Origin of the sequence: Pseudomonas sp. NPDC087598, assembly GCF_044743525.1 — a bacterium.
Taxonomy (GTDB): domain Bacteria; phylum Pseudomonadota; class Gammaproteobacteria; order Pseudomonadales; family Pseudomonadaceae; genus Aquipseudomonas.
This window is the reverse complement of sequence record NZ_JBIUWQ010000058.1, coordinates 17,615-41,420: the sequence shown is the minus strand read 5'-3', so window position 1 is coordinate 41,420 and position 23,806 is coordinate 17,615. Positions and strand designations below refer to the sequence as shown.

Below are 23,806 nucleotides of genomic sequence, written 5' to 3'. Positions count from 1 at the left end.
TCTCCCACGGATCTGTACTGCGTCAACAGTCAGAATCTGGCTTTGTCCCTTCTCCTCCCTTCAAGTACCAGCATACAAGCTGGCTTGCCAGCGATAGCGGTTGGTCAGTCGACATCAATGTTGGATGTGCCGACGTCATCGCTGGCAAGCCAGCTCCCACAGGGTTCTGCGTTGTTTGTAGTTCCGCGTTTAGTAGAGCGTGTCGAGCACCCTTTTTGGCGCTTCGCGGTCGTAACTGTCCGCATCGAACTGACCGTCATTCAAGCGCTTGTGAAAGGCCCCGGCCGTCGGCAACGCCGAACGCGGTAAATGCGTTTCAGGGTTCCACGCATCGGAGCGCACAAACGCTTTCGAGCAATGAAAGAACGCTGCTTCCACCGTCACCAGCAACACGGTTTTCGCCGGTTTGCCATTCACCGCAAAGCTTTCCAGCAACTCCGGATCAGCGCTGATCTGCGCCGTGCCATTGACCCGCAAGGTCTCGCCAATCCCCGGGATGATGAACAGCAGCGACACCCGTGGATCGTGCAGGACATTGCGCAAGGTATCGATGCGGTTGTTTCCCGGGCGATCCGGCAGGGCCAGTGTGCGTTCGTCGATGATCCGCACAAACCCCGGCGCATCGCCACGCGGTGAATTGTCGAGGCCATCGGCGCCGACCGAGCTGACCACCACCAAGGGCGAGACGCGGACCATTGCCTGATAGTCGTCGTTGAGAAAGGTGATCTGCTTGCGCACCGCACGTTCGTGAGGCAATCCGTAAATAGCTTCCAGTGCTTCGATTGAATCGATCATCGTGTATCCCCTCGATGACTTAAAAGAACAGTCCCATACGCCGCTCGTAACCGATTCGACCCTTGTACGCTTCGCCGCTGTCGACGTAGCCGTATTTGGCGTACAGCGCGATGGCGGCGTCGTTGTCGGCATCCACCGACAACTCCAGTCCCTTGATCTGCGGCCATGCCTCGCGCGCAACTTGCGGCAGCGCTTGCAGACATGCCTTGCCGTAACCCTTGCCCTGGGCGCGATGATCGACCTGCAACGCATGCAACGTGGCACTGTGTTCGTCGGCCCAGGCGGGCAAGACCGGCGGGCGTTTGAGCAACAGGAACGCCACCGGCACGTCATCGGCCAACAGCGCAAAGCCTTTCACGCCCGGGCCGGGTTTCGACAGCAAGGTGTGCAGGGCGCCGTGAATGTCGCCGGAAAACTTGATCTGCTCGGGATGGATCTCAATCGCCTCGACCTGCTGACGCTGTAAAGCGTTCAGGCTGTCGTACGGCACGAGTTGGGCTGACACGGGAATTTCCTTTTTCCTACAAAGATGAGCCTCGGATTCTAGCGATTTTGTCTGCGGCGGAAATTTTTTGTTTCGTCTGTCGATCCGTCCATCCTCCGAGCGACTAAAGGTGTCTTCACAACAAAAACCACGGAGAACACCATGAGCGCACAAAGCGATATTCAGACCCTGATCAATACCTACCGCGAAGCCGTCATGACCAAGGACGTCGAGAAAGTCATGGCGCTGTACGCCGACGACATCGTTTCCTTCGACGCGATCAAGGCCCCGCAATTCAAGGGCAAACCGGCCTACCGCGCGCATTGGGTGGCATGCATGGAAATGTGCCCCGGCCCGCACATTTTCGAATTCCACGAAATCGCCATCGAGAGTGCCGACAACATCGCTTTCGCCCACTGGGTGGCCAATTGCGGCGGCACCAATGACAAGGGCGAAACCCAAAGTTGCTGGATGCGCGTCACCGCCTGCTATCGGCAAGTCGGTGGGCAGTGGCGGATCGTCCATGAGCACTGGTCGGCGCCGTTCGATCCGATGAGCGGCGCCACCCTGTTTGATGTGCAACCCTGATCTTCAGCCATAGTTGATCCGTTCGAATCGGGAGAACGCCATGAAATATCTATGCCTGGTCTACAGCGATGAACGCCTGCTGCATTCCTCGCCCGACAGCCCGGAAGACGCTGAATGCTGGGCCTACGCCGAGTCGATTCAAGGCAGCGGGCGGATGGTTGCCGCCGAAGCGCTTGAGTCGGTGCAGACTGCGACCACCGTGCGCATGCGTAACGGCAAACTGTCGATCACCGACGGTCCGTTCGCTGAAACCAAGGAGCAGTTGGCCGGGTTCTACCTGATCGATGCCAAGGATCTCAACGAAGCGATTCAGGTCGCCGGGAACATTCCGGCGGCCCGGGTCGGCAGTGTCGAAGTGCGTCCCGTGCGGCAGTTGAATGTCTGAGGTCAGGGCGCGGGTCGAGCAGGTCTACCGCGAAGACTCACGGCGGATTCTGGCAACGCTGATTCGCCTGCTCGGCGATTTCGACCTCGCCGAAGAAGCCTTGCATGAGGCGTTCTTCGTCGCGGTCGAGCGCTGGCAGCGCGACGGCGTGCCCGACAACCCGCGCACCTGGCTGGTGTCCACCGGGCGCTTCAAGGCGATTGATGTGTTGCGCCGACGGGCGCGCTTCAAGGCTTCGCAACCGCTGCTGCTGGCGCAACTTGAAGAGCTGGAACAGTCCGACTGGAGTGGCGAAGACGTGGAAGACGATCGCCTGCGGCTGATCTTCACCTGTTGTCACCCGGCACTGGCGGCGGATGCGCAAGTGCCGCTGACCCTGCGTGAAGTCTGCGACCTGACCACCGAAGAAATCGCCCGGGCGTTTCTCTCGGCGCCGGCGGCGATTGCCCAGCGCATCGTGCGGGCGAAAGCCAAGATTCGTGACGCGAAAATCCCCTATCAAGTACCGAGCCTGAGCGAACTGCCCGAGCGCCTCGACAGTGTGTTGCGGGTGATTTATCTGGTGTTCAACGAGGGGTATTCGGCGTCGGTCGGCGCTGAGTTGACCCGCGAAGATCTGACGCGTGAAGCGATCCGGCTGGGGCGCTTGTTGATGGAGTTGCTGCCGGAGCCGGAAGTGATGGGGCTGTTGGCGATGATGCTGCTGCATGAGTCGCGACGGTCGGCGCGCACTTCGCCCAGTGGTGAACTGGTGCTGCTGGATGATCAGGATCGTGCGCAATGGGACACCGATCTGATTGCCGAAGGTTGTGCGCTGGTGGAGCGGGCGCTGACCACGCGACGGTTCGGGCCGTATTGTTTGCAGGCGGCGATTGCGGCGGTGCATGCCGAAGCGCCGACGGCCGAGGAGACGGATTGGCAGCAGATCGTCGGGCTGTATGACGTGCTGTTGCGGGCGGTGCCGTCGCCGGTGATTGAGTTGAACCGTGCAGTGGCAGTGGCCAAGCGTGACGGGGTGTTGGCCGGGTTGCGCTTGATTGAGGGGATTCTGGATCGCGGCGATTTGCAGGATTACCACCTGGCGCATTCGGCGCGGGCGGAATTCTGTCGGCAGTTGGGTCGGGTGGAGGAGGCGCGGGCGGCGTATCGGCGAGCCTTGGAGCTGACTCGGCAAGAGCCGGAGCGGCGGTTTATCGAGGCGCGCCTGTCGCAATTGGATTGATCCGAAACCTTCAATGGCAGTGCCGACCCTTTCGCGAGCAGGCTCGCTCCCACATTTGGAATGAGATCATCTGTGGGAGCGAGCCTGCTCGCGAAGGGGCCAGTCAAGCCAACATCAAAACATCAGGCTTGCTGGCGGGTCGCGGCCATGACGATCTCGCGGATACACACGCCCTGCGGCTGCTCATACGCATAGGCAATCGCCGTCGCCACATCCTCGGCACTCAACACCGTACCGCCCATCTCCTGCTTCCACGCCTGATAACCGGTCTTGATCGCCTCATCAGTGGTGTGGCTGAGCAACTCGGTCTCCACCGCCCCCGGCGCAATCGTGGTCACGCGCACGTTGTGCGGTGCCAGTTCTTCACGCAGGTTTTCCGACAAGCCATGCACGGCAAACTTGGTGCCGACATACGCCACATGATTGGGGAACGTCTTGCGCCCGGCCACCGAGCTGACGTTGATGATCGTCCCGTGTTTACGCTCGACCATCCCGGCCACTACCGCGTGCACACCGTTGAGCAGACCCTTCACATTGACGTCGAGCATCTGCTCCCACTGCGCCGGATCCTGCTCGGTCATCGCCCCCAGCAGCATCACGCCAGCGTTGTTGATCAGCGCGTCGGCCGGGCCGAAGCGAGCTTCTGCTTCAGCCACTGCGGCGAGCAGCGCAGTGCGATCGGTGATGTCGACCTGACGGCTGAGGCTGTTCGGCAGCTCCAGCGCTTGCAGGCGTTCAACGCGGCGCGCCAGCAACAACAGTGGGTGGCCAGCTGCGCTCAAGCGGCGTGCAGTGGCTTCGCCGATGCCCGAACTGGCTCCGGTGATGATGATCAATGGCTTGCTCATGGTCGAACTCCTGAAATAAGAATTTCAAATGACTGACGAATGGGGGCAGTATATTTAGCCCTTTCGAGGCTGAAAAATGCCTTATTTCTCTGTCAGCTATCGGAATCGTCTATGGATATCCGCCATCTCAAAGCCTTCCTCGCGGTGTTCGAAGAACGCAACATCACCGCCGCAGCGCAACGCTTGTTCATCAGTCAGCCGACGCTGTCGGTAACGATCAAGCAGCTGGAAGACGAACTCGGCGCGGCGCTTTTCGTGCGGCAGCCGCGCGGGGTCGAGGTCAGCGCTGAGGCGCGGCTGTTGTACCCGCAGGCGCGACGGATGGTGGCGGAAGCTGAGGCGTTGAGCCGGATGTTTCGTGGCCGGGAAAATCGTGCGCCGTTGACACTGGGCATCGAGGGCGATGTTGCCGCCAGTCATATCGAAGCGTTCGTGCGCATGGCGCATCAGGCGTTGCCGAACTTGCTGCTGACGCTGGAGGAGGGCTGCATCGGTGACGGTCGCCTGGCGGTCGAAGAGATGTGCTGCGAGGACGAACTGTTTCTACCGCTGTGGGAAGAACCCTATGTGCTGGCGCTGCCGCTGGGGCATCCGCTGGCATCGGCGCAGTCCGGTTGGGCGCCGATTGAGGACTGGATCACCTGCCCGCAACATCCATCGCATCAACGCTTGATGGCGTTGTATGGACGCTCGCCGGAGGCGGTGGCGGGGCATGCCGGGTCTTTGCACCAGGCGTTGCACATGGTCGCGGCCGGGGTTGGCGTGGCGATGTTGCCGCAGTCGCTGGTGAACGGGCATGCGCGAGTGGCGGTGCGCGCTCTGCATCTGCCGGCGCCGACCCGGCGGGTGGGATTGTGTTATGCGGCGCAGGCGCTGGAATTGCCGGCGATGCGTGGATTGCATGAGTATTTTCAGGTGAACCGGCCGGCAGCGATCGAAGCGGCTTGATCGGTTGTCTGGGCTGACGCCTTCGCGAGCAGGCTCGCTCCCACATTTGGAGTGCATTCCCCTGTGGGAGCGAGCCTGCTCGCGAATGGGGTCACCGCCTATTCCAGCATTTTGCTCAGCAACCAACTCCCCGCCGGCCCCGGCGGATACAGCCGCGACCACAACGCATCGACAAACACCGGTTTCGGCCAGCCGCGCACGTTCAGTTCCACCAGCGTGTCATTGCCGAAACGCCCCACCAGCCAACGCGGCAGCGGTGCCCAGCCGAAGCCCATTTCAGCCATTTCCATCAGCATCAGGTAGCTCGGCGCCGACCACACACGGCCCTTTGCGCGACTGTCGTACGGATTGACGATGGTCGCCAGGCGCAGCTCGCGATGTTGTTCCAGAAGGGCCTGATCGATGTGTTTCAGCGTTGTCAGCGGGTGTTCACGGCTGACGAACAAGGCGATATCGGTGCGTTCGGCGACGGTCGAAGTCACCAGATCCGGCGGGTAATGCTCCTGCATTTCGGCAAAAGCCAGATGCGCTCGGCCGCGCTGGACCAGTTCGATCAAGTCATCACATTCGGCAATCAGGCATTCCAGCTCCAGATCCGGATAACGCTGCTCGAACTCGACCAGCGCCGCTTCGAAACGCGCCGATTGATAGGTGTCGGACAGTGCCACGGTCAGCTTCGGCTCAACGCCCTGGGCCAATTGCCGCGCAGTCATTTCCAGACGGCTGTTGGCCGCCAGAATCGCCTCGGCCCGTTGCAGCATGACGTGGCCGGCCGGGGTCAGGGTTGGCTTGCGGCTGCTGCGGTCGAACAGCACCAGGTCCAAATCGATTTCAAGACTCGCCACCGCCGCACTGATGGTCGACTGACTGCGCCCCAGCTTGCGCGCCGCCGCGGAAAACGAACCCTGCGTTGCTGCTTGAACAAACGCCAACAGCACTTCTTGCGAAGCCATGAACTATCGCCTTGATCGATGGTTATTGGTTATGAAGTATCGGCGTGAGGATGGATCATGGCAACCATCTTCACTCAAGGAGTCAGGTCATGACTGCCAACAAGTCCATCACTGAACGTATCTTCCAGGCCATCGGTTTCGAACTGCTGGCGATCATTATCTGTACGCCGCTACTGGCGTGGATCATGCAAAAACCGCTGCTCGACATGGGCGCGGTCACGGTGTTGATCGCCATGTTGGCGCTGGCCTGGAACGTGGTGTTCAACCGCTTCTTCGACCGCATGCTTGAGCGCATGAACATCGCGCACAACGGCTGGGTGCGGGTGGTGCACGCGTTGTTGTTCGAGGGTGGTTTGATCGTGATGGGCGTGCCGCTGATTGCGTGGTGGCTGTCGGTCAGTCTGTGGCAGGCGTTCTTGCTCGACATCGGCGTGTTGCTGTTCTTCCTGCCGTACACCTACGTGTATCACTGGGGCTATGACGTGCTGCGTGAACGCTTCATGACCCGCCACATCTGTGAGGGTCAATAAAAACTGTGGTGAATATAAAACCTGTGGCGAGGGGATTTATCCCCGATGGGGCGCGCAGCGGACCTTCTTTTGATCCAGAAAAGAGGGGCCTGCTGCGCAGTCCATCGGGGATAAATCCCCTCGCCACAAAGGCTATCACCAACAGATTTTTAGTGAGTTGGGGGTTAGAGAAACATCCCGCCGGATGCCTCAACCCGTTGCCCGTTGATCCACTGCGCCCCCGGCGACAGCAGCAGTGATAGCGCGCCTCCAATGTCATCCGGCTGGCCGGCACGACCCAGCGCGGTGTTTTCGGCAACCATTGCATTCACTGCCGCATTGTCGCGCACGGTGCCACCGCCGAAGTCGGTTTCAATGGCGCCCGGTGCCAGGGTATTCACGGTGATATGCCGTGAGCCCAGCTCTTTGGCCTGATAGCGGGTCAGGACTTCAATCGCACCTTTCATCGCCGCATAAGCACTGGCGCCCGGAATGCTGAAACGCGCGAGACCGCTGGAGACGTTGATGATCCGCCCACCATCGTTGATCAGTGGCAGCAGTTGCTGAGTGAGGAAGAACGGCCCTTTGAAATGCACGTTCATCAGCATGTCGAATTGCTCGACGGTGGTCTCGGCGAAACTGACATGCAGACCAAACCCGGCGTTGTTGACCAGAAAATCGAAACGCTGGCGCTCGAAGGTTTGTTGCAGCGCCTGCTCAACCTGCGCACCGAACGCGGCGAAGGTTTCACTGCGGCCGACATCCAGTTGCAGCATCACGGCTTTGGCGCCGAGTTTTTCCAGTTCTTTGACCAGTGCCTGCGCTTCGTCGGCGCGGCTGTTGTAAGTGCCGATGATGTCCACGCCCTGAGCGGCGAGGTGCAGGGCGGCGTTCTTGCCCAAGCCACGGCTGGCGCCGGTGATCAATGCGATTTTGCGGTCCATGTGAAGTCCTCGATGGGTGGTGAGTGGTGATGATGCAAAGTTTATTTATCCGCCCTGAGGTGATAAACAGAGCAAAACCGGAATCACTGGTCGGATCGGCCGAACAATTAACAGGTGGCTCATGAACAAACTGGAATTGCTGCGCACCTTCGTCCGGGTCAGCGAGTTATCGAGTTTCACCCTCGCCGGGGAAAACCTCGGCCTGCCGCGTTCGACGGTGTCCGAGCATGTGCAGGCGCTGGAAGCTCTGCTCGGCACACGATTGCTGCAACGCACCACGCGCAAGGTGCAAGCGACGCAGGATGGCCTGGTGCTGTACGAACGCAGCAAGGATCTGCTCTCGCACATGGACGAAATCGAAGGTTTGTTTCGTCAGGATGAGGCCTCGCTGACCGGGCGCATTCGCGTCGATATGCCCAATATTCTGGCGCGGCGGCTGGTCATGCCGCGGCTGCCCGAGTTCATGGATCGCCATCCGAATCTGGAACTGGAAATCAGCAGCACCGACCGTCGCGTCGACCTGCTGAGTGAGGGCTTCGATTGTGTGGTGCGGATTGGCGCACAACCGGATCAATCCGTGGTGGCGCGGCACTTGGGCGATTTTCCGATGATCAACTGCGCCAGCCCCGCCTACCTCGCGCGCTACGGCGTGCCGCAGACGCTGGAAGACTTGGCGCAGCACCGATTGGTGCATTACGTCGGTGTGTTGGGTTCGCGTTCGGAAGGGTTTGTGTATGAGCAGGACGGTCAGGTGAAACGCTTGCCGATGGCCGGCAGCGTCACGGTCAACAGCACCGATGCCTATGAGTCGGCATGCCTGGGCGGTTTCGGTCTGACGCAGGTGCCGCGCACCGGCATGCAGCCGCATCTGGAAAACGGCGAACTGGTCACCGTGCTGCCGCAGTACACGGCACCGGCGATGGGCATTTCATTGTTGTATGCGCGGCAGCGGCATTTGCCGTTGCGGGTGCGGGTGTTCATGGACTGGCTCGGCGATCTGATTCGCTCCGCGCTCTAAACCTGATCACCGTTCAAAACTGTAGGAGTGAGCCTGCTCGCGATAGCGGTGTGTCAGTTTAATCAATGTCGACTGATACACCGCTATCGCGAGCAGGCTCACTCCTACAGGGGACTTTCTCCGGTCAGAAAATCTGGGTGAATAGCCAGTAGAGACTGCCCGACAGCAGGATTGCCGCCGGCAACGTCAGCACCCAGGCCATCAGCAAATTGCGGATGGTCTTCATCTGCAAACCGCCGCCATTGGCAACCATGGTCCCGGCCACGCCCGAGGACAGCACATGGGTGGTCGACACCGGCAAACCAAACATGTCGGCGGCGCCAATGGTCAGCATCGCCACGGTTTCCGCCGACGCACCTTGCGCGTAAGTCAGGTGGGTCTTGCCGATCTTCTCGCCCACCGTCACCACAATCCGCTTCCAGCCGACCATGGTGCCCAGCCCCAGGGCGATGGCCACGGCGATCTTCACCCACAACGGAATAAACCGTGTGGCGTTGTCGATCTGCTGCTTGAACAGTTGCAGTTTGCTGCTGGTGTCAGCGTCAAAGTTGCCGACCTTGTTCTTGTCCATCAGGCGAATGCTTTCGCTGGCCAGGTACATGTCGTTCCGCACGTTGCCCATGGCTTCCGCCGGGACTTTCGCCAGCGAGCCGTAGCCTTTGACTTCTTCGCCGATGTGCCCGGTGAGGGAGGCGAGTGCGGGGATCAACTGCGGCGTGGCTTCCTTGCTGCGCACATAATCGGAGAGCACGGCGCGTGGATCGGCCGGTGTCGGCAGCGGCGCACTTTTCACCAGTGCTTGCTGGGTTACTTGCGCGACGGCGGCGAACTGCAGCGATTGTTCTTCGGGCATGGTGCGGTTCAGCGCGTAGGCCATTGGCAAGGTGCCGACCAAAATCAGCATGATCAGGCCCATGCCTTTCTGGCCGTCATTGGAGCCGTGGGCGAAGGACACACCGGTGCAGGTCAGAATCAGCAAACCACGAATCCACCACGGTGGCGGCGCGTTGCCTTCCGGTGCCTTGTACAGCGAACGGTTCTTCACGAAGGCGCGCAATGCCAGCAGCAACAGCGCCGCGCAACCGAACCCCACCAGTGGCGACAGCAGCAGCGCGTAACCGATCTTGGTTGCCTGCGCCCAATCGACACCGCTGGTGCCGTCGCGCCCGTGCATCAAGGCATTGGCCACGCCGACGCCGATGATCGAGCCGATCAGCGTGTGCGACGACGAAGCCGGCAGGCCCAGCCACCAGGTGCCGAGGTTCCACAGAATCGCGGCGATCAGCAGGGCGAAAATCATCGCGAAGCCGGCGGACGAACCGACTTGCAGAATCAACTCGACCGGCAGCAAAGCGATGATGCCGAACGCCACCGCGCCGCTCGACAGCAGCACCCCGAGGAAGTTGAAGAACCCCGACCAGACCACCGCGACATTCGGCGGCAACGAGTGGGTGTAAATCACCGTGGCCACGGCGTTGGCGGTGTCGTGGAAACCGTTGACGAACTCAAAACCCAGCGCAATCAACAGTGCCACGCCGAGCAGCAGGAACGGTGTCCAGGTGGTGACCACCGTGCCCAGCTCGTGCATGTCATGCATCAGGCTGTAGGCGGTGAACAACATCCCCATGGCCAGTACCGCGAAAAAGATCACGTAGGTGAAGGGGCCGGTTTTCTTGTCCAGCGCTGGCCTGCCGCTGGGGGCGGACGCCTGGCTGGTGGTCAGGGAGGGAGTAGCCATGAGCGGACAATCCTGAGCGAGGGAAGGAGTGTCGCCCATGATCGTTGCAGAATGTTACAGAGAGACTGCGTCAGGTCAGTGTTTGCTCCATTAGCCTGACCATTGATCTGAAGATGAGCGAGAACTCCTGTGGCGAGGGAGCTTGCTCCCGCTCGGCTGCGCAGCAGTCGTAAATCAGCCAAAGCGGTCTCACTGATACATTACGGTGAATGGTTTCGGGGGCGCTTCGCACCCCAGCGGGAGCAAGCTCCCTCGCCACAGGGGACGGTTCAGCCTTAATAATCGCCGCGTTTACGGAAGGCCCAGCGCCCGGCAATCACCGTGAACGTCGCCACCAGCGCCACCAATATCCAGAACCCTTCCGGATCCTGCGACAGCGGCACGCCGCCCACATTCATCCCGAAGAAACCGGCAATGATGTTGATCGGCAGCGCCAGCACCGTGACCACGGTCAGGGTGAACAGGGTGCGGTTGCTCTGTTCGTTGAGGTTGGCGGCGATCTCTTCCTGGAGCAGTTTGATCCGCTCGCCGAGGGCGGTGAGGTCGTTGATGATCAGCGCAAACTCTTCGGTGGATTTGCGCAACTCCTTGACGTCCTCCTTCTGCAACCACGGCGGCGGGCGATTGAGCAGGCGCAGCAAGGAACCCGGTTCCAGCGCCAGCAGCCGCTGCAAGCGCACCAGCACCCGGCGGTTGGCGCCGAGTTCGGCGCGGTTGGTCGACAGCCGCGAGGAGAGCAATTCGTCCTCGACTTGATCGACGCTCATGCTGGTCTTGCGCACGATCTGCGTCAGCACTTCGCCCTGATCGCGCAGCAGGTGCACCAGCAGTTCCGACGGCGAACGAAAGCGCTCACCGGCCTTCACCGACGAGCGCAGTTTGTCCACCGAGTGCAGCGGTTGCAGGCGTGCGCTGACAATCAACTTGCTGCGCACGCAGACCCACAGCGTCGAGACATCCGAGGAGACCATGCTGCTGAGGTTGAACACCACGTCGTTGACCACCGCCAGCAACGCCGAATCGACATGCTCGATGCGTGTCGAACGCGAGCCTTCGTGCAGCGCTTCGAAAAACTCTTCGGGCAATTGCAGATGACTTTTCATCCAGCGCTCACATGCCGCGTGCGCCAGGTTCAGGTGCAGCCAGAGGAATTCGTCGCTGTCGCTGTCGTCTTGCAGGCAGCGCAGAGCGGTCGCCGAATCGACTTCGCGACCGCGTTCACCGGGCAGGAAACGGAAACCGTAGAGCAAACCAAACAGGTCAGGATCGCGATGGCTGGTATCGAGGCTGTGGTTCATGAAGGCTCGCTGCGAAGAGGGCGCGTGTGTCGCGGGAATGGCAGGTTCACTGAGCCGAATCATCGCAAGCGGATGTGACATTTATGTGTCGATAAAGTGACGCCAGATCAATGTCTTACCGGCGGTCGAATTTTCTTCAAGAAGCGCTCTGGCACGCCGATCACGCTTAGGTTACGTTGCGCGCGCTTGGCCATGAGCCAAGGCTCGCCGACATGGATGTCCGGCACAATCCCACGCCTTATCGGGCGTGCCTCATCCCTGTCATGAGTACCTGCGATGCTGCAAAAATCCCTGAGAGCGCAAATTCTCGCCCTGCTGAGCGGCAGCCTGCTGGCGATGCTGTTGATCGCGCTGGCCTGTTTTCATTTCCTGTCCAACGGCGTGCAAAGCTACAGCCAGTTGATCACCGGCCCTCTGCACACTTCGCAACTCATCGACGAAGCCAACCTGCAATTCAAGGTGCAGGTCCAGGAATGGAAAAACGTTCTGCTGCGCGGCAAGCAACCGGCGGATCTGGCCAAGTACTGGGGCCAGTTCGAAGACCGTCAGCGCGATGTGCAGAACATCCTCGGTGAGCTGGCCAGCCAGAAAGGCATCGAGCCGAGCCTGAAAAGTCGCATCGAGCGTTTGCGCGAAGAGCATCGTCAGTTGGGCAACGCTTACCAGAAGGGCCGCGATGCCTACGTGGCAGCGGGCAGCGATCCAACGGCGGGCGACACCGCAGTCAAAGGCGTCGACCGCGCGGCCAGCGATCAGATGAGCGAACTGGTCAGCGAATTGCGCAAGCAGGGCACCGAGCAGTCGGCGCAGATCAGCGCCGAGGCTGATCGCACGGTGTTGCTGGGCATTCTGGTGATGCTTGCTTCGGGTCTGCTGATTGGCCTGTTGAGCCTGTGGCTGGTCAACCGCAAGCTGGTCGAGCCGATCCGCAACCTGATTGATTACGTCAGCCAATTGAGCCGCGGCAAACTCGCCGAACGCGTGGTCAGTGACCGTCAGGATGAATTGGGCAACCTCGCCGCTGCGGCCAATACCCTGCGTGATTTCCTCGCCGACACTTTTACCCGCTTGCAACGCAGCGCCAGTGATCTGGACAGCGCCAGCGGCGAGTTGAACGCGATCGCCACGACCATGGCTGGCGGCACCAACGAGCAGTTCAACCGCACCGATCAAGTGGCCACGGCGATGAACGAAATGTCCGCCACCGCCCAGGAAGTGGCGCGTCACGCCGCCGATGCGGCGCGTGCCGCCGACGATGCCGACCAGTCCGCCCAACAGGGTGAGAAGGTCATGCAGAGCACCATCCACAGCATCACGCAGATGCGCGGCGAAATCGCCAACACCGCCACGGTGATCCGTCGTCTGGAAGCCGACAGCGGCCGCATCGGCAAGGTGCTGGAAGTGATTCGCGGGATTGCCGAGCAGACCAACTTGCTGGCGTTGAACGCAGCGATTGAAGCGGCGCGGGCGGGTGAGGCCGGGCGTGGTTTTGCCGTGGTCGCTGACGAGGTGCGCAACCTGGCGCAGCGTACGGCAGAGTCGATCATCGAGATCAATCAGATCATCCAGAGCGTGCAGACCGGCGCGGTGGACGCGGCCCAGGCCATCGACAGCGGCCAGACCCGCAGCGACGAAAGCGTCGAGCAAGTGACTCAGGCGGGCGCGATGCTGGAGCGCATCACCCACGCAGTGGAGGCGATTCGCGACATGAACCGTCAGATCGCCACGGCGGCGGAAGAGCAGACATCGGTGGCCGAAGATATTTCGCGCAACCTCACCGAAATCACTTCGATCGCGAGCACCAACCTCGACAACGTCCAGCGCACCGAAACCGCCAGTCAGAACCTGCATGGTTTGTCCGGGCAACTGAACGAAGTCACCGCGCGCTTGAGCGCCTGACGCGATTGAGCGTGTACCGGTTCGGATACCGAGTCGGTACACAGTCGATCTCAAGTTGCGCTGACCCGCGACGATGACCGGTTATCTATAACCGGCATTGGAGCATTCCCATGGTCAGCATCACCTCTGTTTCGATCAACCAGACTGTCACCACACCCACCAGCAAAACCTCGATCACTGATGTCGGCGACGACACTTCCACCAGCGCAACCGCCAGCACTGGCGCAGCCACCGACGCGCCGAAAGCGGCTGGCGGCGCAGCACCTTCGGGCGGTAGCAGTTCCAGCAACAGCGACGAATCTGACACGGTGAAAGAACTGCGTAAGCAGATTGCCGAGTTGCAAAAGCAATTGCAGGAACAGCAGCAGGCGTTGCAAGCAGCCCAGGCGAAACAGGAAAGTGCCGACGCCAAGGCTACCGAAGTGGCCTCCGCACAAGCGCAGGTCACCGCCACTTCGGCCTCGCTGTCCACCGCAACAGCTTCATTGTTGCAGGCCTTGCAGGATTCCGATTCAAGCACCTCGGGTTCGCTGGTCAGCACCTCGGCGTAATCCCTGTAGGAGCTGCGGTACGCTGCGATCTTTTGATCTTGATTCTAAAGATCAAAAGATCTCAGCCTCGTTTCACTCGACAGCTCCTACAGAATATGGATCGGCCATAAATCCTCCGGCAGGCAGAAAAACCTGTAGGAGTGAGCCTGCTCGCGATGGCGGTGGATCAGTCGATGACCCACCGCCATCGCGAGCAGGCTCACTCCTACAGGGGATTTGTGTCGGGCATGAAAAAGCCGCACGATCGGTGGATCGTGCGGCTTTGGATGGGCGTTGAATCAGGTGTCTTGCTTGTTGGTCAGCACTTTGCCGGTAGTGGCGTCGAAGTCCACGTCGAATTCTTTGCCGTCAGCGGTTTTCAATTCAACTTCGTACTCGTAGCCGTTGAAGTGGTTATCCAGGTCGGTGTCGGTGATGGTCGCACCCGGATGCAGTTTCAGCGCTTCGGCGTTCATCGACTCCAGCGACTTGATCTTGCCGGACTTGACCAACTCAGGGATCTGGTCGACGCGGACATCAGCCTGGGCCAGGCCAGCGGTGAGGGTCAGGGCAGCGGCGGTAAACAGGGCAGTCAAGGTTTTCATCGGTTCAATCCTTTTGGGTGTTTATCTAAGCGGATGTGCTGTTTCAGTGGGTTCAGATTAATCGTCGCAACTTAACTCACCCTTAATCTCGCCTCGGCGGTTTGCGTCGTTTGTTCAATTACTTCACATCGTGAAGTTTCATGCTGTGCCTTCGATCAATGGAGGTGCACATGAAACGTTTGATGGCCGGGTTATACGCGCCGCTGTTCTGGGGCGGCTTTATCGGGCTGGGCTTGTGGCTGGCTGATGTCTCGACCCTGTGGCTGTTGCCGCTGTTTGTTGCCGCGCTGGCGGTGTCGTTTATCGCGGAGTGGGCAATGCCTTATGAGGTGCGCTGGAATCGTCCGGCCGGTGATCGCCGCCGCGACATCCTCCACGCGCTGGTCAATGAAGCGTTGAGTGCCTTGGGGTTACTTGCACTACCGGGGCTGGTCGCCGTGCTGGCGATTGACGGTGTATGGCCAAGTGGCTGGCCGTTGTGGTTGCAACTGGGGCTGGCGATTGTCATTGCCGATGCCGGTATCAGCCTGATGCATTACGCCAGCCATCGCGTGTCGTGGTTATGGCGATTGCATGCCGTGCATCACAGTGTTGAACGTTTATACGGTTTCAACGGATTGATGAAACACCCGTTGCATCAACTGCTCGAAGCCTCGGCGGGGTTGCTGCCATTGCTGGTGCTGGGCATTCCGTTGCAGGTCGCGACACTGCTGGCGTACGCCATCGCGATCCAGCTGTTGTTGCAGCATTCGAATGTCGATATGCGCCTCGGTTTTCTACGCTGGATTTTCGCCTGGGCACCGCTGCATCGTTTCCATCACATGAAATATGGTCGTTCCGGCGACGTTAATTTCGGGTTGTTCTTCACCGTGTGGGACTGGCTGCTGGGCACCGGTTTCTACACCGAGGATTACCGCATCGGCCAGGACGATTTGGGGATTGGCAGTCGCCCGGATTTCCCCCGCGACTATGTGGCGCAATTGTTTGATCCGTTCGCAACAGTGGGGTTGAGTCGCGAGCCGCGAGTGCCCGATGCGCTGCGCCGCTGACTCAGTCGAGCAGTTTCAGATCGATGTGTTGCAAGGCCTGACGTGCAGTGACGCCGAAGAGTTTTTTCAGGCTGCGGGAGAAGTGCGCCGAATCGGCAAAGCCTGCGTTGTGTGCAGCGGATGTCACCGGGTCGCCCGCCAGAATCGAGGCCATCGCCCTGCGCAAACGCCGCCACAACACCAGCCTGCGCACCGGCAAACCGACCTGGCTGACCAACAGTCGCTGCAACTGACTCAGGGATAGATTCGCTGTGTCGGCGACGGCGCGGGCGGCGACCTTATCGGACAGCGAAGCGTCCACTGCGGCCAACGCACGTTCGATGCGCGGGTCACTCAGCGAACGACGCGAGCATTGGCGTATCGCCCGATCAAGCGCGGGCAACGTCAGTTCGGCGTTAAACAACGCATCACGCAACGTGTCTGCTGCAAACATCAACGGTTCGGCGTAAACGGTGAACAGCGGATCCGGCGCTTCAACAATCGCATGGCGCACGTTGGAGGCAATCAACAGCCGCGGGGCGCTGACGACTTCACCCTCGAGCAACACCGTCGCCGGTCGCTCGGGGGCAAGCATGATCTGGTGGGCATAGTGGCAATGGGGCGCAGTGCGCCCCGACACTCCGTGGATCAGGCCATAGTCGTGCCCCAGCCAGAGGCGGCCTGTCCACTCGGTGTTTGTTGTCACTCAGAAACCGTTGTTCTTCAACACCTGATCGACACTGGCAGCGGCCGGGCGTTTATAGAACTTCAACAGTTCGCTGGCGCGGTTGGTGAAAATGCCGTCCACGCCTGCGGCCATGACTTTCTCGAAGTCCACCGGCTCATCGACGGTGTAGACGTGCACCAGCAGGCCCTGATCGTGGGTGTATTTATTCATCCACGGTTGCACCAGATCCGAATAGCTCTGGTCGCCGCCCTTGGTCAGCTTCGCCGAAGGACCGGTGCCGATTGCACCTTGCGCCTTGGCGTAATCGATCCACTGCTTGAATTCAGCTTCGGATTTCGGTTCCTGCTTGCCGTAGAAAACGTTCTTGTCCTTCTCGCCGGAGTCGGCAAAGGTCACCTTGGATTTTGGTTCGATGCTGCCTTCGCCGACCCACAGCAGGAGGATCTTCGGCACTTGCGGCATTTCCTTTTGCAGCAGTTCGAGGCTGTTCTTCTCGAACGTTTGCAGGATCACCTTGCCTTTGCCCTGACCGACGCCCAGTTCGCTTTTCGCCAGTTTCGAACCGGTTGGGCTCAGCCAGCCGCGATCCTGCAGTTTTTCTTTCAGGTCTTTCTCGATCCCGGGGAACAGTTGCGGCTCCTTGGTCTCGATGTACAGGCCCGGCTTGTGTTGCGGGTTGGCCTGGGCGATGTCGATGATTTCATCGAGGGTGAGGATTTTCAGCCCGGCGTAGGACGGGCGGGCGCGATCCGGGTAAGCCTTGTTGTACCAGCTGCCGGCGTCGAGGGTTTTCAGTTCGGCCATGGTGAAAGCTGTAGCCGTGCTGTCCTTGCGCTCCGGGAACTTGGTCGCGACGTCGGTGGTGCGTTGCAGGTTGTTGTCATGCAGGGCGAACAATACGCCGTCCTTGCTGCGTTGCAGGTCCATTTCCAGATAGTCGGCACCCAGGTCGCGCGCGAGTTTGTAGGAGGCGGCGGTGGATTCCGGTGCATCGAACGACGCGCCACGGTGGGCGATCACCGCCGGGTGCGGAATGCCGTGAGCGGCGGCCAGTGCATCGACATCGGCGGCGTGAGCCTGACCGAAACCGAGCATCAGGCTCAGCATGAGGGCGCTTTTGGTGAAAGTGGCGGGCATGTTCGAGTTCCTTTCGCAGGGCATTTTCAGAGACGTATCTTTTAACAACTGAATCGATTGCGTGCTATCGCCAGACCGACATAAACGTATTAAAAGCAATTTTTCCTGCACTTTTGTGGCGCTGTTTGCAGTACGCTTGCCCTCGGCAGCCGCCCCGGCAGAGGGCGCGCCCACTGTTTCGCCCTGCGTGTAAACCATCGATCAACATTTCGTGAGGTTTACCATGCGCATCACCTCCCAACTCATCTGCCAGGCGGCCGACGACCTCAAGGGTTTTGTCGGCCTCAACCGCAAGACCGGTCAATACATCGTGCGCTTCAGCGAAGACTCGTTCGGCATGGACGTGGCGGATGACGGCATCATTCCCACCAGTGAATTCGTCTGGGCGCAGGTTTCGGACACGACCATGGCGCTTAAACGCGAGTTGATCCAGTTGCTGCTGGATCAGAATATCGATGACCGGATCCACATCACCGAGCCGTTGCGGGTTTATATGAGCAAGGTTGAAGTGCCGGAGATTGTCGCGGTGCGGAGTTTGGTGCGGGGCTGAAGTTTTGCTGTGAGAGTGAGGGCCTCTTCGCGAGCAGGCTCGCTCCCACAGGGGGGCTGAGGTGTTCACAAGTCCCCTGTGGGAGCGAGCCTGCTCGCGAAAGCGGCCGAAAGCATGACACTGCAATTACTGACTGAATTGGTACTCACGCTCAACCCGACACACCCGCGTCTGAAACGCCGAATACCAGACCGCCCGGCCACGCTCCTGAATCACCCGATGCTCGGGATGCTGCCGCCACGCCAGAATCGCCGACTCACTGTCCCAGTACGAAATCGTGATCCCCACCCCATCGGCCCTACGGATCGAATCAATGCCAAGAAATCCCGGCTGTTCGCTGACCAATTCCATCATCCGTTCGGAGGCTGCGGCATAGCCGTTATCACCCTCGGTACGGGTCGAAGTGAAGATCACTGCGTAACAATCTGCTTTCATCGACGTTGCTCCGCGCACGCTTCGACAAACGTCCGCACCAGTGGCGGCATCTGGCCCTTCAGCGCGGCGCGTTCCGGCTGGAACAGCGTGGCGACGAAAAACGGATGCCCGTTCAACTCAATCGCCCGCAGGTCTCCCGTCGAATCATGGCCCACCGCGTGTAGCTGATGGCTCAGCAACTCGCTTTCGAACTGCGGATTCACACCAAAGCGACAGCGATAACCTTCACGAATCTCGGACGTTTCGTACGCCTGGGCGATCAACGATCCGGTCACCAGATGAATGCTGTCCACGGCCTCGACCAGCGAACAGGTCAGCGGCGTGAGCACGGCTCTTGCGGAATCGGGCGAGGTTTCGCCATGTTCGGCATCGGCCCAGCCCAGCACGTTGCGGGAAAATTCCAGCACCGCATGCTGAAAACCGCCGCAGGTGCCGAGGAAAGGGCGCTGTTGCTCGCGGGCAAAACGGATCGCCCTTAGCGCACCCTCTTCGCTTTTGTAGGGGCTGGCGGGGACGCACCAGAAACCGTCGAAGTCTTGCAGCGCGGTGTTGGCGTCGATTTGATCGGTGGCCAGCCAGTGGAAAGTCAGCGGACGATCGAGGTGTTCGGCTACCTGCCCGAGGGCTATGGGAATGGCCTGGTGCGCGGTCACTTGCGGGTCGTAATCGCCGATCAGGGCGATGGAAATGGCGTCCATGGGATTTCCTGTATTTGAAGACAATGGAGCATCTTTGTGGCGAGGGAGCTTGCTCCCGCTCGGCTGCGCAGCAGTCGTCGCGTTTCAGCATGAAAATGCTTGGGACCGCTTCGCAGCCCAGCGGGAGCAAGCTCCCTCGCCACAGTGGATCTGCGCAGTTGTGTGCTGCCGGTGCTCACTATAGATTGGCGTTCACGCACTCAATATTGGCGTTTCCCCAAGTGATCAATGCAGCAACGCACTATCGGCTCGACTACCCGGATCTGGCGCTGATCCTCGCCCTGGTGCGCGGCGGCTCTCTGGCCCGCGCTTCGCAGCTTTTAAAAGTAGACGTGTCGACCGTGTTCCGCGCCGTACGCCGTCTCGAAGCCGCCCTCGGTCAGCAACTGTTCGAAAAAAGCCGTGCCGGTTACTTGCCGACGACGCTGGCACAAACGCTCGCCGAGCAGGCAGAACGTGCCGAACAAGCACTCGAAGCTGCGCGTATCGGTGTCGAGCAGGGCGGTGAAGTGGTCAGCGGCACGGTGCGCCTGACCTGCACCGACTCGGTGTTGCAAGGCTTGCTGTTGCCCGCGCTGGCGCAGTTCATGCCCAACTACCCGGCGCTGACCATCGAGTTGAGCACCTCCAACGATTTCGCCAACCTCAGCCGCCGTGACGCCGACATCGCCCTGCGCCTGACACGCACACCGCCGGAGCATCTGGTCGGACGGCAATTGGCGAAGATTTCCTACAGGGTCTGCTCCAGCGAGCGCTATTTACAGCAGGTTGATACGTCAGATCTGGCCGCGCTGACCTGGATCGCTCCGGACGACTTTCTGCCTGATCACCCGACCATCGCCTGGCGTCGCCAGCAGTTGCCCGGTGTGATCCCGGGTTATCGCTGCAACAGCATGCTTTCAGTCACCGAGTTGGTGCGCGCCGGTCTCGGGGTTGCGGCGTTACCGGATTTTCTGATTACCGACGGTTTGCAGGCCTTGAGCGAACCGTTGCACGGCTACGACACCGCGCTGTGGCTGCTGACCCGCCCGGATTGCCGGGCATTGCGTTCGGTGGTCACGCTGTTTGATGAACTCGGACGGGCGTTGCGTCTGCCGTGATCAACGTTGCGGGTTCTGACACACATGTGCGTGTAGTTCGCGCGTCAGGCCTTCGATGCGTTCGGTCAGGCTCTTGGTCATTTCGGTAAGGCGGGTGTTCTGCTCCAGCAGTTCAAGTAACTGCGCGGTGTTATGCGCCGCCTGAGCCTGGCGTTCGGTGTTGGCTTGCGCCAGGGCTTCGCGGTGCAGCGCGTCGGCGTCCGCTTGCGCCTTGTCACGCGCAGCCTGCCGGGTTTGCGCGAGCAGGATCAGCGGCGCGGCGTAGGCCGATTGCAGGCTGAACGCGAGGTTTAGAAGAATGAACGGGTAAACGTCGAACGTGGTCACGCCAAACACGTTGAGGCTGACCCACAACAAGACGATCAGCGTTTGCGCACCGAGAAACGTCGGTGTGCCGAAGAACCGTGCGAACGCCTCGGCGCGCAATGCGAATGTGTCATTGCCGAAGGTTGTCGCCAGATGAGCGTGGGGGCGGTGAAAACGCAAGTGATCGACGGGGGCTGATTCCGGTGTTGCGGTTTTTTCAGTGGTCATGGTGCACTCGGCAGGGCTTGGGACTGAAGCTCACTATAGCCCTGCATTGTGGCGCCTGACCCTTTCGCGAGCAGGCTCGCTCCCACACAGGATGGTATTTCCCAGTGGGAGCGAGTCTCGGTCTACTGACCCTGAATCGATTACCCCGGCGCCCGCTCATTGGCAAACATGCTCACGGCATCCACCGCTTCACTGGCGCCGTCGCGAATCTGCAGAATCACCGTCCCTGCCTGATCCGCCAACTCGACCCCTTGAGCCGCGCGACCACGGGTGCCTTCCATGCTCTTGATCGCCTGGCGGGTTTCCGTCTGGATCAAACCGATCATGTTGGAAATTTCCGCTGTCGAGCCACTGGTGCGTGCCGCCAGCTGCCGCACTTCATCGGCCACCACCGCAAATCCACGACCCTGTTCGCCGGCCCGTGCCGCTTCGATGGCCGCGTTCAGCGCGAGCAAATTGGTCTGATCGGCAATCGCCCGGATGGTGTTGACGATGGCAGTGATCTGCTCGGAGCGCTCGCCCAGTTGCGCGATCAACGTTGAAGATTGGGCAATGTCCTGAGCAATTTCACGCATCTCGCTGGCTGCTTGTTGAATCACCTGCGTGCCTTGTTCAGCGACTTTTCGGGTCTCGACCGAAATGTGATAAGCCGCGCTGGCGCTTTGTGCATCCTGTTCATGCTGCTCAACCCGCGCGGTGACGTCCGAGGCGAACTTCACCACTTTGCACAAACGGCCGGAGGCGTCGTAGACCGGGTTGTAATTGGCTTCCAGCCATACGGTTCGGCCGTATTTATCAACACGTTCGAACTGGCCGTGGAAGAGTTCGCCCTGATTCAGCCGTCGCCAGAAGTCCTGATAAGCGCTGCTGTTGACCAGTTCCGAGGTACAGAATAAACGGTGATGTTTACCTTTAAGCTCGGCGAGCGTGTAACCCATCCGCGTCAGAAAATTCTGGTTTGCCGTGAGAACACTGCCGTCGAGGTTGAACTCGATAACCGCCATCGCCCGGTCGATCGCTTGTAACTTGGCGTTGGCTTCACTCTCCTGCTGCATTTTGGCTGTGACGTTCATGGCGTATTTGACCACTTTCACCACTCGCCCCGACGCATCCTTGATCGGGTTGTAACTCGCCTCGAGCCAGACCGGTTGTCCCTTGCTGTCGACACGCTCAAACGTTCCGGACTGGAACTGACCGTTTTTCAGGCGTGACCATAATTCGCTGTACTGCGCACTTCGGCCAAACTCGGGGGTGCAAAACACGCGATGCGCTTGGCCGATCGCCTGTTCGGCGCTGTAACCCATGGTCTTGAGGAAGTTGTCGTTGGCGCTCGTTACCACGCCGTTGAGGTCGAACTCGATTACCGCCATGGAGCGATTGATCGCTTCCAGAAGGCCGTTCTGTTGGGTGAGGGTTTCTTGAAGGTCGTTGAGGGCGGTTTTGTGGCGATTGAAAAACATGGGCGCAGTACTCTGGAAGTAGGGAAAGGCTGGATTTATGTCCCTGTTCCCGCGTGGTCAGGCCAAATGGGTGAAAAAACATTCGGCAACGACTGCAAAATGCCAGCATCCCGACTGACGGCCCAATCTTATACAAGCTTTGTGATCTTGTACAAGAAATGGCGCTCTTCAAATGTTTTAAAAGTATTCAGTGGCTGAACTGGCTGGTGTCATTCGCAGATGAATGACTCAACGCCACGCTGATGGTGTTGCGGCCGGTATGTTTGGCGGTGTACAGCGCCTTGTCGGCATCTTCCAGCCAGGCAATCGCATCGCTGTAATCAGGTTGGAACCGAGCCAGACCGATACTCAGGCTGACGCGCATTTCTGGCACATCCGGATGACGGTATTGATCCAGCGCCTGGCGCAATTGCTCCATCAATACTTCGGCCTTGTTCAAAGGCAGATCCGGCAGAATCACGCAGAACTCATCACCGCCGTAGCGCCCGGCCAGTTCACCGGCATCGAGCAGGCGTTTCAATTCGCGGCTCAATTGCTGCAGCACCGCATCGCCGACGATATGGCCGTAGCTGTCATTGATCAGCTTGAAGTGGTCGATATCGATCAGCGCCAGCACGGCCTGCGTTTTGTGCTGACGGCATTGCTGAAACTTCAGGTGCAGCAGGTCTTTCCAGGCGCCGTGATTGAGTAATCCGGTCAGACTGTCGGTGCGACTCAGGGCGCTTAACGTGCGTTTGTGCTGCGCCAGTTTGATCGCCAATTGGTAACAGACCATGCCCAATGCCAGCGGATACAGGGTGAGCATCGGCAAGCAGGCCCAGACCTGGGTCTGCGTCATCATCGGGTTGAACTTGAAGCCGAAGATCAATCCACCGAGCAACATGCCCGCGACTTGAGCGATGGCACCCAGGACAAACAGGCGTCGACCGCCGGCGGCGACGTTGTTCATGGTCATCATCGACAGAATGGTTACGGTGGTCAGTGGATTGAACTGACAACACGCGGCCCAGAAACCGCCGCACAGCGAGTCATACAACAGGTTGCGGCGTTCGGCCTGATAGGGGAAAGCCGAGCGGGTCGATACTTGAAAGGCCAGATGCGGCCAGACAAACCCGTTGAACAGCAACAGCACCCAGAGCCAGGTCGGCATGTTCAGCGGATACAGCGCCGCGCCGACGCTGAAAAAACCAACACCCAAGCCGATGGCCCGGGGCAGGTAGATGCGTCTGGCGAATGACAAGCCTTTGCCGCGTTGGTTTTCCATGATGTCCTGCGCGCAATTCATTCTGAAATACTTTGCAGTATCTTTTTCAGGTCGACCGTCCGTCGGTCAATTGGCGACATTGTCATTTATTCCAACGGGAATAATCAGTGTCCTTCCGAGCCATTTAATCGCTGGTGCGCGCAGGACA

26 protein-coding genes are annotated in these 23,806 nt (G+C 59.8%); 11 read left to right on the top strand and 15 right to left on the bottom strand.

Translation table 11 applies throughout. The features are described 5' to 3' along the window. Positions 1-189: 189 nt before the first annotated feature. Entirely contained in the window at positions 190-795 is a 606-nt protein-coding gene (locus tag ACIOWE_RS24590; protein ID WP_401396880.1) for a pyridoxamine 5'-phosphate oxidase family protein, read from the bottom strand. A gap of 19 nt (positions 796-814) precedes the next feature. Continuing rightward, complete coding sequence (locus ACIOWE_RS24585; protein ID WP_401396878.1) at positions 815-1,300, bottom strand: GNAT family N-acetyltransferase; 486 nt, start codon at positions 1,298-1,300, stop codon at positions 815-817. Positions 1,301-1,441: 141 nt separating this feature from the next. Between ACIOWE_RS24585 and ACIOWE_RS24580 the strand changes: the two genes are divergently transcribed. Genes ACIOWE_RS24580 through ACIOWE_RS24570 form a run of 3 tightly spaced genes read left to right on the top strand, consistent with a single transcriptional unit; the run spans position 1,442 to position 3,474 of the window. Beyond that, positions 1,442-1,867, top strand: coding sequence for a YybH family protein (locus ACIOWE_RS24580; protein WP_401396875.1), 426 nt, complete (start codon positions 1,442-1,444; stop codon positions 1,865-1,867). Positions 1,868-1,907: 40 nt separating this feature from the next. After that, positions 1,908-2,252, top strand: coding sequence for a YciI family protein (locus tag ACIOWE_RS24575; protein WP_008081988.1), 345 nt, complete (start codon positions 1,908-1,910; stop codon positions 2,250-2,252). Next, positions 2,245-3,474: an RNA polymerase sigma factor gene (locus ACIOWE_RS24570; RefSeq protein ID WP_401396872.1), complete on the top strand. Its 1,230-nt coding sequence runs from the start codon at positions 2,245-2,247 to the stop codon at positions 3,472-3,474. The genes ACIOWE_RS24575 and ACIOWE_RS24570 overlap by 8 nt, the downstream gene beginning before the upstream one ends. Positions 3,475-3,596: 122 nt before the next feature. Here ACIOWE_RS24570 and ACIOWE_RS24565 read toward each other — a convergent pair whose 3' ends face one another. Further along, positions 3,597-4,322 (bottom strand): SDR family oxidoreductase, encoded by a 726-nt coding sequence (locus tag ACIOWE_RS24565; RefSeq protein ID WP_166219071.1) that lies wholly within the window; start codon positions 4,320-4,322, stop codon positions 3,597-3,599. 111 nt (positions 4,323-4,433) lie between these two features. Between ACIOWE_RS24565 and ACIOWE_RS24560 the strand changes: the two genes are divergently transcribed. After that, a complete protein-coding gene (locus ACIOWE_RS24560; protein WP_401396869.1) occupies positions 4,434-5,270 on the top strand; it encodes a LysR family transcriptional regulator in 837 nt (278 codons plus the stop codon). 98 nt (positions 5,271-5,368) lie between these two features. Here ACIOWE_RS24560 and ACIOWE_RS24555 read toward each other — a convergent pair whose 3' ends face one another. Beyond that, entirely contained in the window at positions 5,369-6,223 is an 855-nt protein-coding gene (locus ACIOWE_RS24555) for a LysR family transcriptional regulator (RefSeq protein ID WP_401396866.1), read from the bottom strand. Positions 6,224-6,312: 89 nt separating this feature from the next. On the opposite strand from ACIOWE_RS24555, the gene ACIOWE_RS24550 reads away from it, so the two are divergent. Further along, on the top strand, positions 6,313-6,753 hold the full coding sequence (locus ACIOWE_RS24550) for a multidrug/biocide efflux PACE transporter (protein ID WP_201237121.1): 441 nt from the start codon (positions 6,313-6,315) through the stop codon (positions 6,751-6,753). A 164-nt stretch (positions 6,754-6,917) separates the two neighbouring features. On the opposite strand, the gene ACIOWE_RS24545 is transcribed toward ACIOWE_RS24550, so the two are convergent. After that, positions 6,918-7,676, bottom strand: a complete 759-nt coding sequence (locus ACIOWE_RS24545) for an SDR family NAD(P)-dependent oxidoreductase (protein WP_401396864.1) — start codon at positions 7,674-7,676, stop codon at positions 6,918-6,920. A 121-nt stretch (positions 7,677-7,797) separates the two neighbouring features. Here ACIOWE_RS24545 and ACIOWE_RS24540 point away from each other — a divergent pair, with 121 nt between their 5' ends. Further along, positions 7,798-8,694: a LysR family transcriptional regulator gene (locus tag ACIOWE_RS24540; RefSeq protein ID WP_401396862.1), complete on the top strand. Its 897-nt coding sequence runs from the start codon at positions 7,798-7,800 to the stop codon at positions 8,692-8,694. Positions 8,695-8,818: 124 nt separating this feature from the next. Here ACIOWE_RS24540 and ACIOWE_RS24535 read toward each other — a convergent pair whose 3' ends face one another. Next, positions 8,819-10,432, bottom strand: coding sequence for an inorganic phosphate transporter (locus ACIOWE_RS24535; protein WP_401396860.1), 1,614 nt, complete (start codon positions 10,430-10,432; stop codon positions 8,819-8,821). Between the two features lie 275 nt (positions 10,433-10,707). Further along, entirely contained in the window at positions 10,708-11,730 is a 1,023-nt protein-coding gene (locus tag ACIOWE_RS24530; protein WP_401396857.1) for a transporter, read from the bottom strand. 276 nt (positions 11,731-12,006) lie between these two features. Here ACIOWE_RS24530 and ACIOWE_RS24525 point away from each other — a divergent pair, with 276 nt between their 5' ends. Together ACIOWE_RS24525 and ACIOWE_RS24520 are read left to right on the top strand one after the other, a co-directional pair. Continuing rightward, entirely contained in the window at positions 12,007-13,629 is a 1,623-nt protein-coding gene (locus tag ACIOWE_RS24525; RefSeq protein ID WP_401396854.1) for a methyl-accepting chemotaxis protein, read from the top strand. A gap of 110 nt (positions 13,630-13,739) precedes the next feature. Next, entirely contained in the window at positions 13,740-14,180 is a 441-nt protein-coding gene (locus ACIOWE_RS24520; RefSeq protein ID WP_401396851.1) for a hypothetical protein, read from the top strand. 278 nt (positions 14,181-14,458) lie between these two features. On the opposite strand, the gene ACIOWE_RS24515 is transcribed toward ACIOWE_RS24520, so the two are convergent. Continuing rightward, positions 14,459-14,764, bottom strand: a complete 306-nt coding sequence (locus tag ACIOWE_RS24515) for a PepSY domain-containing protein (RefSeq protein WP_401396848.1) — start codon at positions 14,762-14,764, stop codon at positions 14,459-14,461. Positions 14,765-14,934: 170 nt separating this feature from the next. Between ACIOWE_RS24515 and ACIOWE_RS24510 the strand changes: the two genes are divergently transcribed. Further along, the gene (locus ACIOWE_RS24510; RefSeq protein ID WP_401396845.1) at positions 14,935-15,813 is read left to right on the top strand and encodes a sterol desaturase family protein; all 879 of its coding nucleotides are present in this window, start codon (positions 14,935-14,937) and stop codon (positions 15,811-15,813) included. A gap of 1 nt (position 15,814) precedes the next feature. On the opposite strand, the gene ACIOWE_RS24505 is transcribed toward ACIOWE_RS24510, so the two are convergent. Beyond that, complete coding sequence (locus ACIOWE_RS24505) at positions 15,815-16,498, bottom strand: helix-turn-helix domain-containing protein (protein WP_401396842.1); 684 nt, start codon at positions 16,496-16,498, stop codon at positions 15,815-15,817. Further along, positions 16,499-17,617 carry a glycerophosphodiester phosphodiesterase gene (locus ACIOWE_RS24500; RefSeq protein WP_401396839.1) on the bottom strand — a complete coding sequence of 373 codons (1,119 nt, stop codon included), beginning with the start codon at positions 17,615-17,617 and terminating at the stop codon, positions 16,499-16,501. 223 nt (positions 17,618-17,840) lie between these two features. Here ACIOWE_RS24500 and ACIOWE_RS24495 point away from each other — a divergent pair, with 223 nt between their 5' ends. After that, positions 17,841-18,167, top strand: a complete 327-nt coding sequence (locus ACIOWE_RS24495; protein ID WP_401396836.1) for a DUF2025 family protein — start codon at positions 17,841-17,843, stop codon at positions 18,165-18,167. A gap of 126 nt (positions 18,168-18,293) precedes the next feature. Here the strand turns inward: ACIOWE_RS24495 and ACIOWE_RS24490 are convergent, their stop codons facing one another. Together ACIOWE_RS24490 and ACIOWE_RS24485 are read right to left on the bottom strand one after the other, a co-directional pair. Beyond that, positions 18,294-18,602 (bottom strand): antibiotic biosynthesis monooxygenase family protein, encoded by a 309-nt coding sequence (locus ACIOWE_RS24490; protein WP_401396833.1) that lies wholly within the window; start codon positions 18,600-18,602, stop codon positions 18,294-18,296. Further along, positions 18,599-19,300, bottom strand: coding sequence for a CTP synthase (locus tag ACIOWE_RS24485; RefSeq protein WP_401396830.1), 702 nt, complete (start codon positions 19,298-19,300; stop codon positions 18,599-18,601). Before ACIOWE_RS24485 ends, ACIOWE_RS24490 begins: the two co-directional genes overlap by 4 nt. A 185-nt stretch (positions 19,301-19,485) precedes the next feature. Here ACIOWE_RS24485 and ACIOWE_RS24480 point away from each other — a divergent pair, with 185 nt between their 5' ends. Further along, on the top strand, positions 19,486-20,400 hold the full coding sequence (locus ACIOWE_RS24480) for a LysR family transcriptional regulator (RefSeq protein ID WP_401396827.1): 915 nt from the start codon (positions 19,486-19,488) through the stop codon (positions 20,398-20,400). Here ACIOWE_RS24480 and ACIOWE_RS24475 read toward each other — a convergent pair whose 3' ends face one another. The 3 genes from ACIOWE_RS24475 to ACIOWE_RS24465 form a co-directional block, all read right to left on the bottom strand. After that, complete coding sequence (locus ACIOWE_RS24475; RefSeq protein WP_201237135.1) at positions 20,401-20,934, bottom strand: DUF1003 domain-containing protein; 534 nt, start codon at positions 20,932-20,934, stop codon at positions 20,401-20,403. 140 nt (positions 20,935-21,074) lie between these two features. Continuing rightward, positions 21,075-22,394 carry a methyl-accepting chemotaxis protein gene (locus tag ACIOWE_RS24470; protein WP_401396824.1) on the bottom strand — a complete coding sequence of 440 codons (1,320 nt, stop codon included), beginning with the start codon at positions 22,392-22,394 and terminating at the stop codon, positions 21,075-21,077. A gap of 187 nt (positions 22,395-22,581) precedes the next feature. Continuing rightward, positions 22,582-23,658 carry a diguanylate cyclase gene (locus ACIOWE_RS24465; RefSeq protein WP_401396821.1) on the bottom strand — a complete coding sequence of 359 codons (1,077 nt, stop codon included), beginning with the start codon at positions 23,656-23,658 and terminating at the stop codon, positions 22,582-22,584. Positions 23,659-23,806: the final 148 nt, after the last annotated feature.

Excerpts from the sequence above, each read along its gene's own strand:
- ACIOWE_RS24590 (WP_401396880.1), bottom strand. The coding sequence starts at position 795 with ATGATCGATTCAATCGAAGCACTGGAAGCTATTTACGGATTGCCTCAC.
- ACIOWE_RS24580 (WP_401396875.1), top strand. The coding sequence starts at position 1,442 with ATGAGCGCACAAAGCGATATTCAGACCCTGATCAATACCTACCGCGAA.
- ACIOWE_RS24575 (WP_008081988.1), top strand. The coding sequence starts at position 1,908 with ATGAAATATCTATGCCTGGTCTACAGCGATGAACGCCTGCTGCATTCC.
- ACIOWE_RS24570 (WP_401396872.1), top strand. The coding sequence starts at position 2,245 with ATGTCTGAGGTCAGGGCGCGGGTCGAGCAGGTCTACCGCGAAGACTCA.
- ACIOWE_RS24565 (WP_166219071.1), bottom strand. The coding sequence starts at position 4,322 with ATGAGCAAGCCATTGATCATCATCACCGGAGCCAGTTCGGGCATCGGC.
- ACIOWE_RS24560 (WP_401396869.1), top strand. The coding sequence starts at position 4,434 with ATGGATATCCGCCATCTCAAAGCCTTCCTCGCGGTGTTCGAAGAACGC.
- ACIOWE_RS24555 (WP_401396866.1), bottom strand. The coding sequence starts at position 6,223 with ATGGCTTCGCAAGAAGTGCTGTTGGCGTTTGTTCAAGCAGCAACGCAG.
- ACIOWE_RS24550 (WP_201237121.1), top strand. The coding sequence starts at position 6,313 with ATGACTGCCAACAAGTCCATCACTGAACGTATCTTCCAGGCCATCGGT.
- ACIOWE_RS24545 (WP_401396864.1), bottom strand. The coding sequence starts at position 7,676 with ATGGACCGCAAAATCGCATTGATCACCGGCGCCAGCCGTGGCTTGGGC.
- ACIOWE_RS24540 (WP_401396862.1), top strand. The coding sequence starts at position 7,798 with ATGAACAAACTGGAATTGCTGCGCACCTTCGTCCGGGTCAGCGAGTTA.
- ACIOWE_RS24535 (WP_401396860.1), bottom strand. The coding sequence starts at position 10,432 with ATGGCTACTCCCTCCCTGACCACCAGCCAGGCGTCCGCCCCCAGCGGC.
- ACIOWE_RS24530 (WP_401396857.1), bottom strand. The coding sequence starts at position 11,730 with ATGAACCACAGCCTCGATACCAGCCATCGCGATCCTGACCTGTTTGGT.
- ACIOWE_RS24525 (WP_401396854.1), top strand. The coding sequence starts at position 12,007 with ATGCTGCAAAAATCCCTGAGAGCGCAAATTCTCGCCCTGCTGAGCGGC.
- ACIOWE_RS24520 (WP_401396851.1), top strand. The coding sequence starts at position 13,740 with ATGGTCAGCATCACCTCTGTTTCGATCAACCAGACTGTCACCACACCC.
- ACIOWE_RS24515 (WP_401396848.1), bottom strand. The coding sequence starts at position 14,764 with ATGAAAACCTTGACTGCCCTGTTTACCGCCGCTGCCCTGACCCTCACC.
- ACIOWE_RS24510 (WP_401396845.1), top strand. The coding sequence starts at position 14,935 with ATGAAACGTTTGATGGCCGGGTTATACGCGCCGCTGTTCTGGGGCGGC.
- ACIOWE_RS24500 (WP_401396839.1), bottom strand. The coding sequence starts at position 17,617 with ATGCCCGCCACTTTCACCAAAAGCGCCCTCATGCTGAGCCTGATGCTC.
- ACIOWE_RS24495 (WP_401396836.1), top strand. The coding sequence starts at position 17,841 with ATGCGCATCACCTCCCAACTCATCTGCCAGGCGGCCGACGACCTCAAG.
- ACIOWE_RS24490 (WP_401396833.1), bottom strand. The coding sequence starts at position 18,602 with ATGAAAGCAGATTGTTACGCAGTGATCTTCACTTCGACCCGTACCGAG.
- ACIOWE_RS24485 (WP_401396830.1), bottom strand. The coding sequence starts at position 19,300 with ATGGACGCCATTTCCATCGCCCTGATCGGCGATTACGACCCGCAAGTG.
- ACIOWE_RS24475 (WP_201237135.1), bottom strand. The coding sequence starts at position 20,934 with ATGACCACTGAAAAAACCGCAACACCGGAATCAGCCCCCGTCGATCAC.
- ACIOWE_RS24470 (WP_401396824.1), bottom strand. The coding sequence starts at position 22,394 with ATGTTTTTCAATCGCCACAAAACCGCCCTCAACGACCTTCAAGAAACC.
- ACIOWE_RS24465 (WP_401396821.1), bottom strand. The coding sequence starts at position 23,658 with ATGGAAAACCAACGCGGCAAAGGCTTGTCATTCGCCAGACGCATCTAC.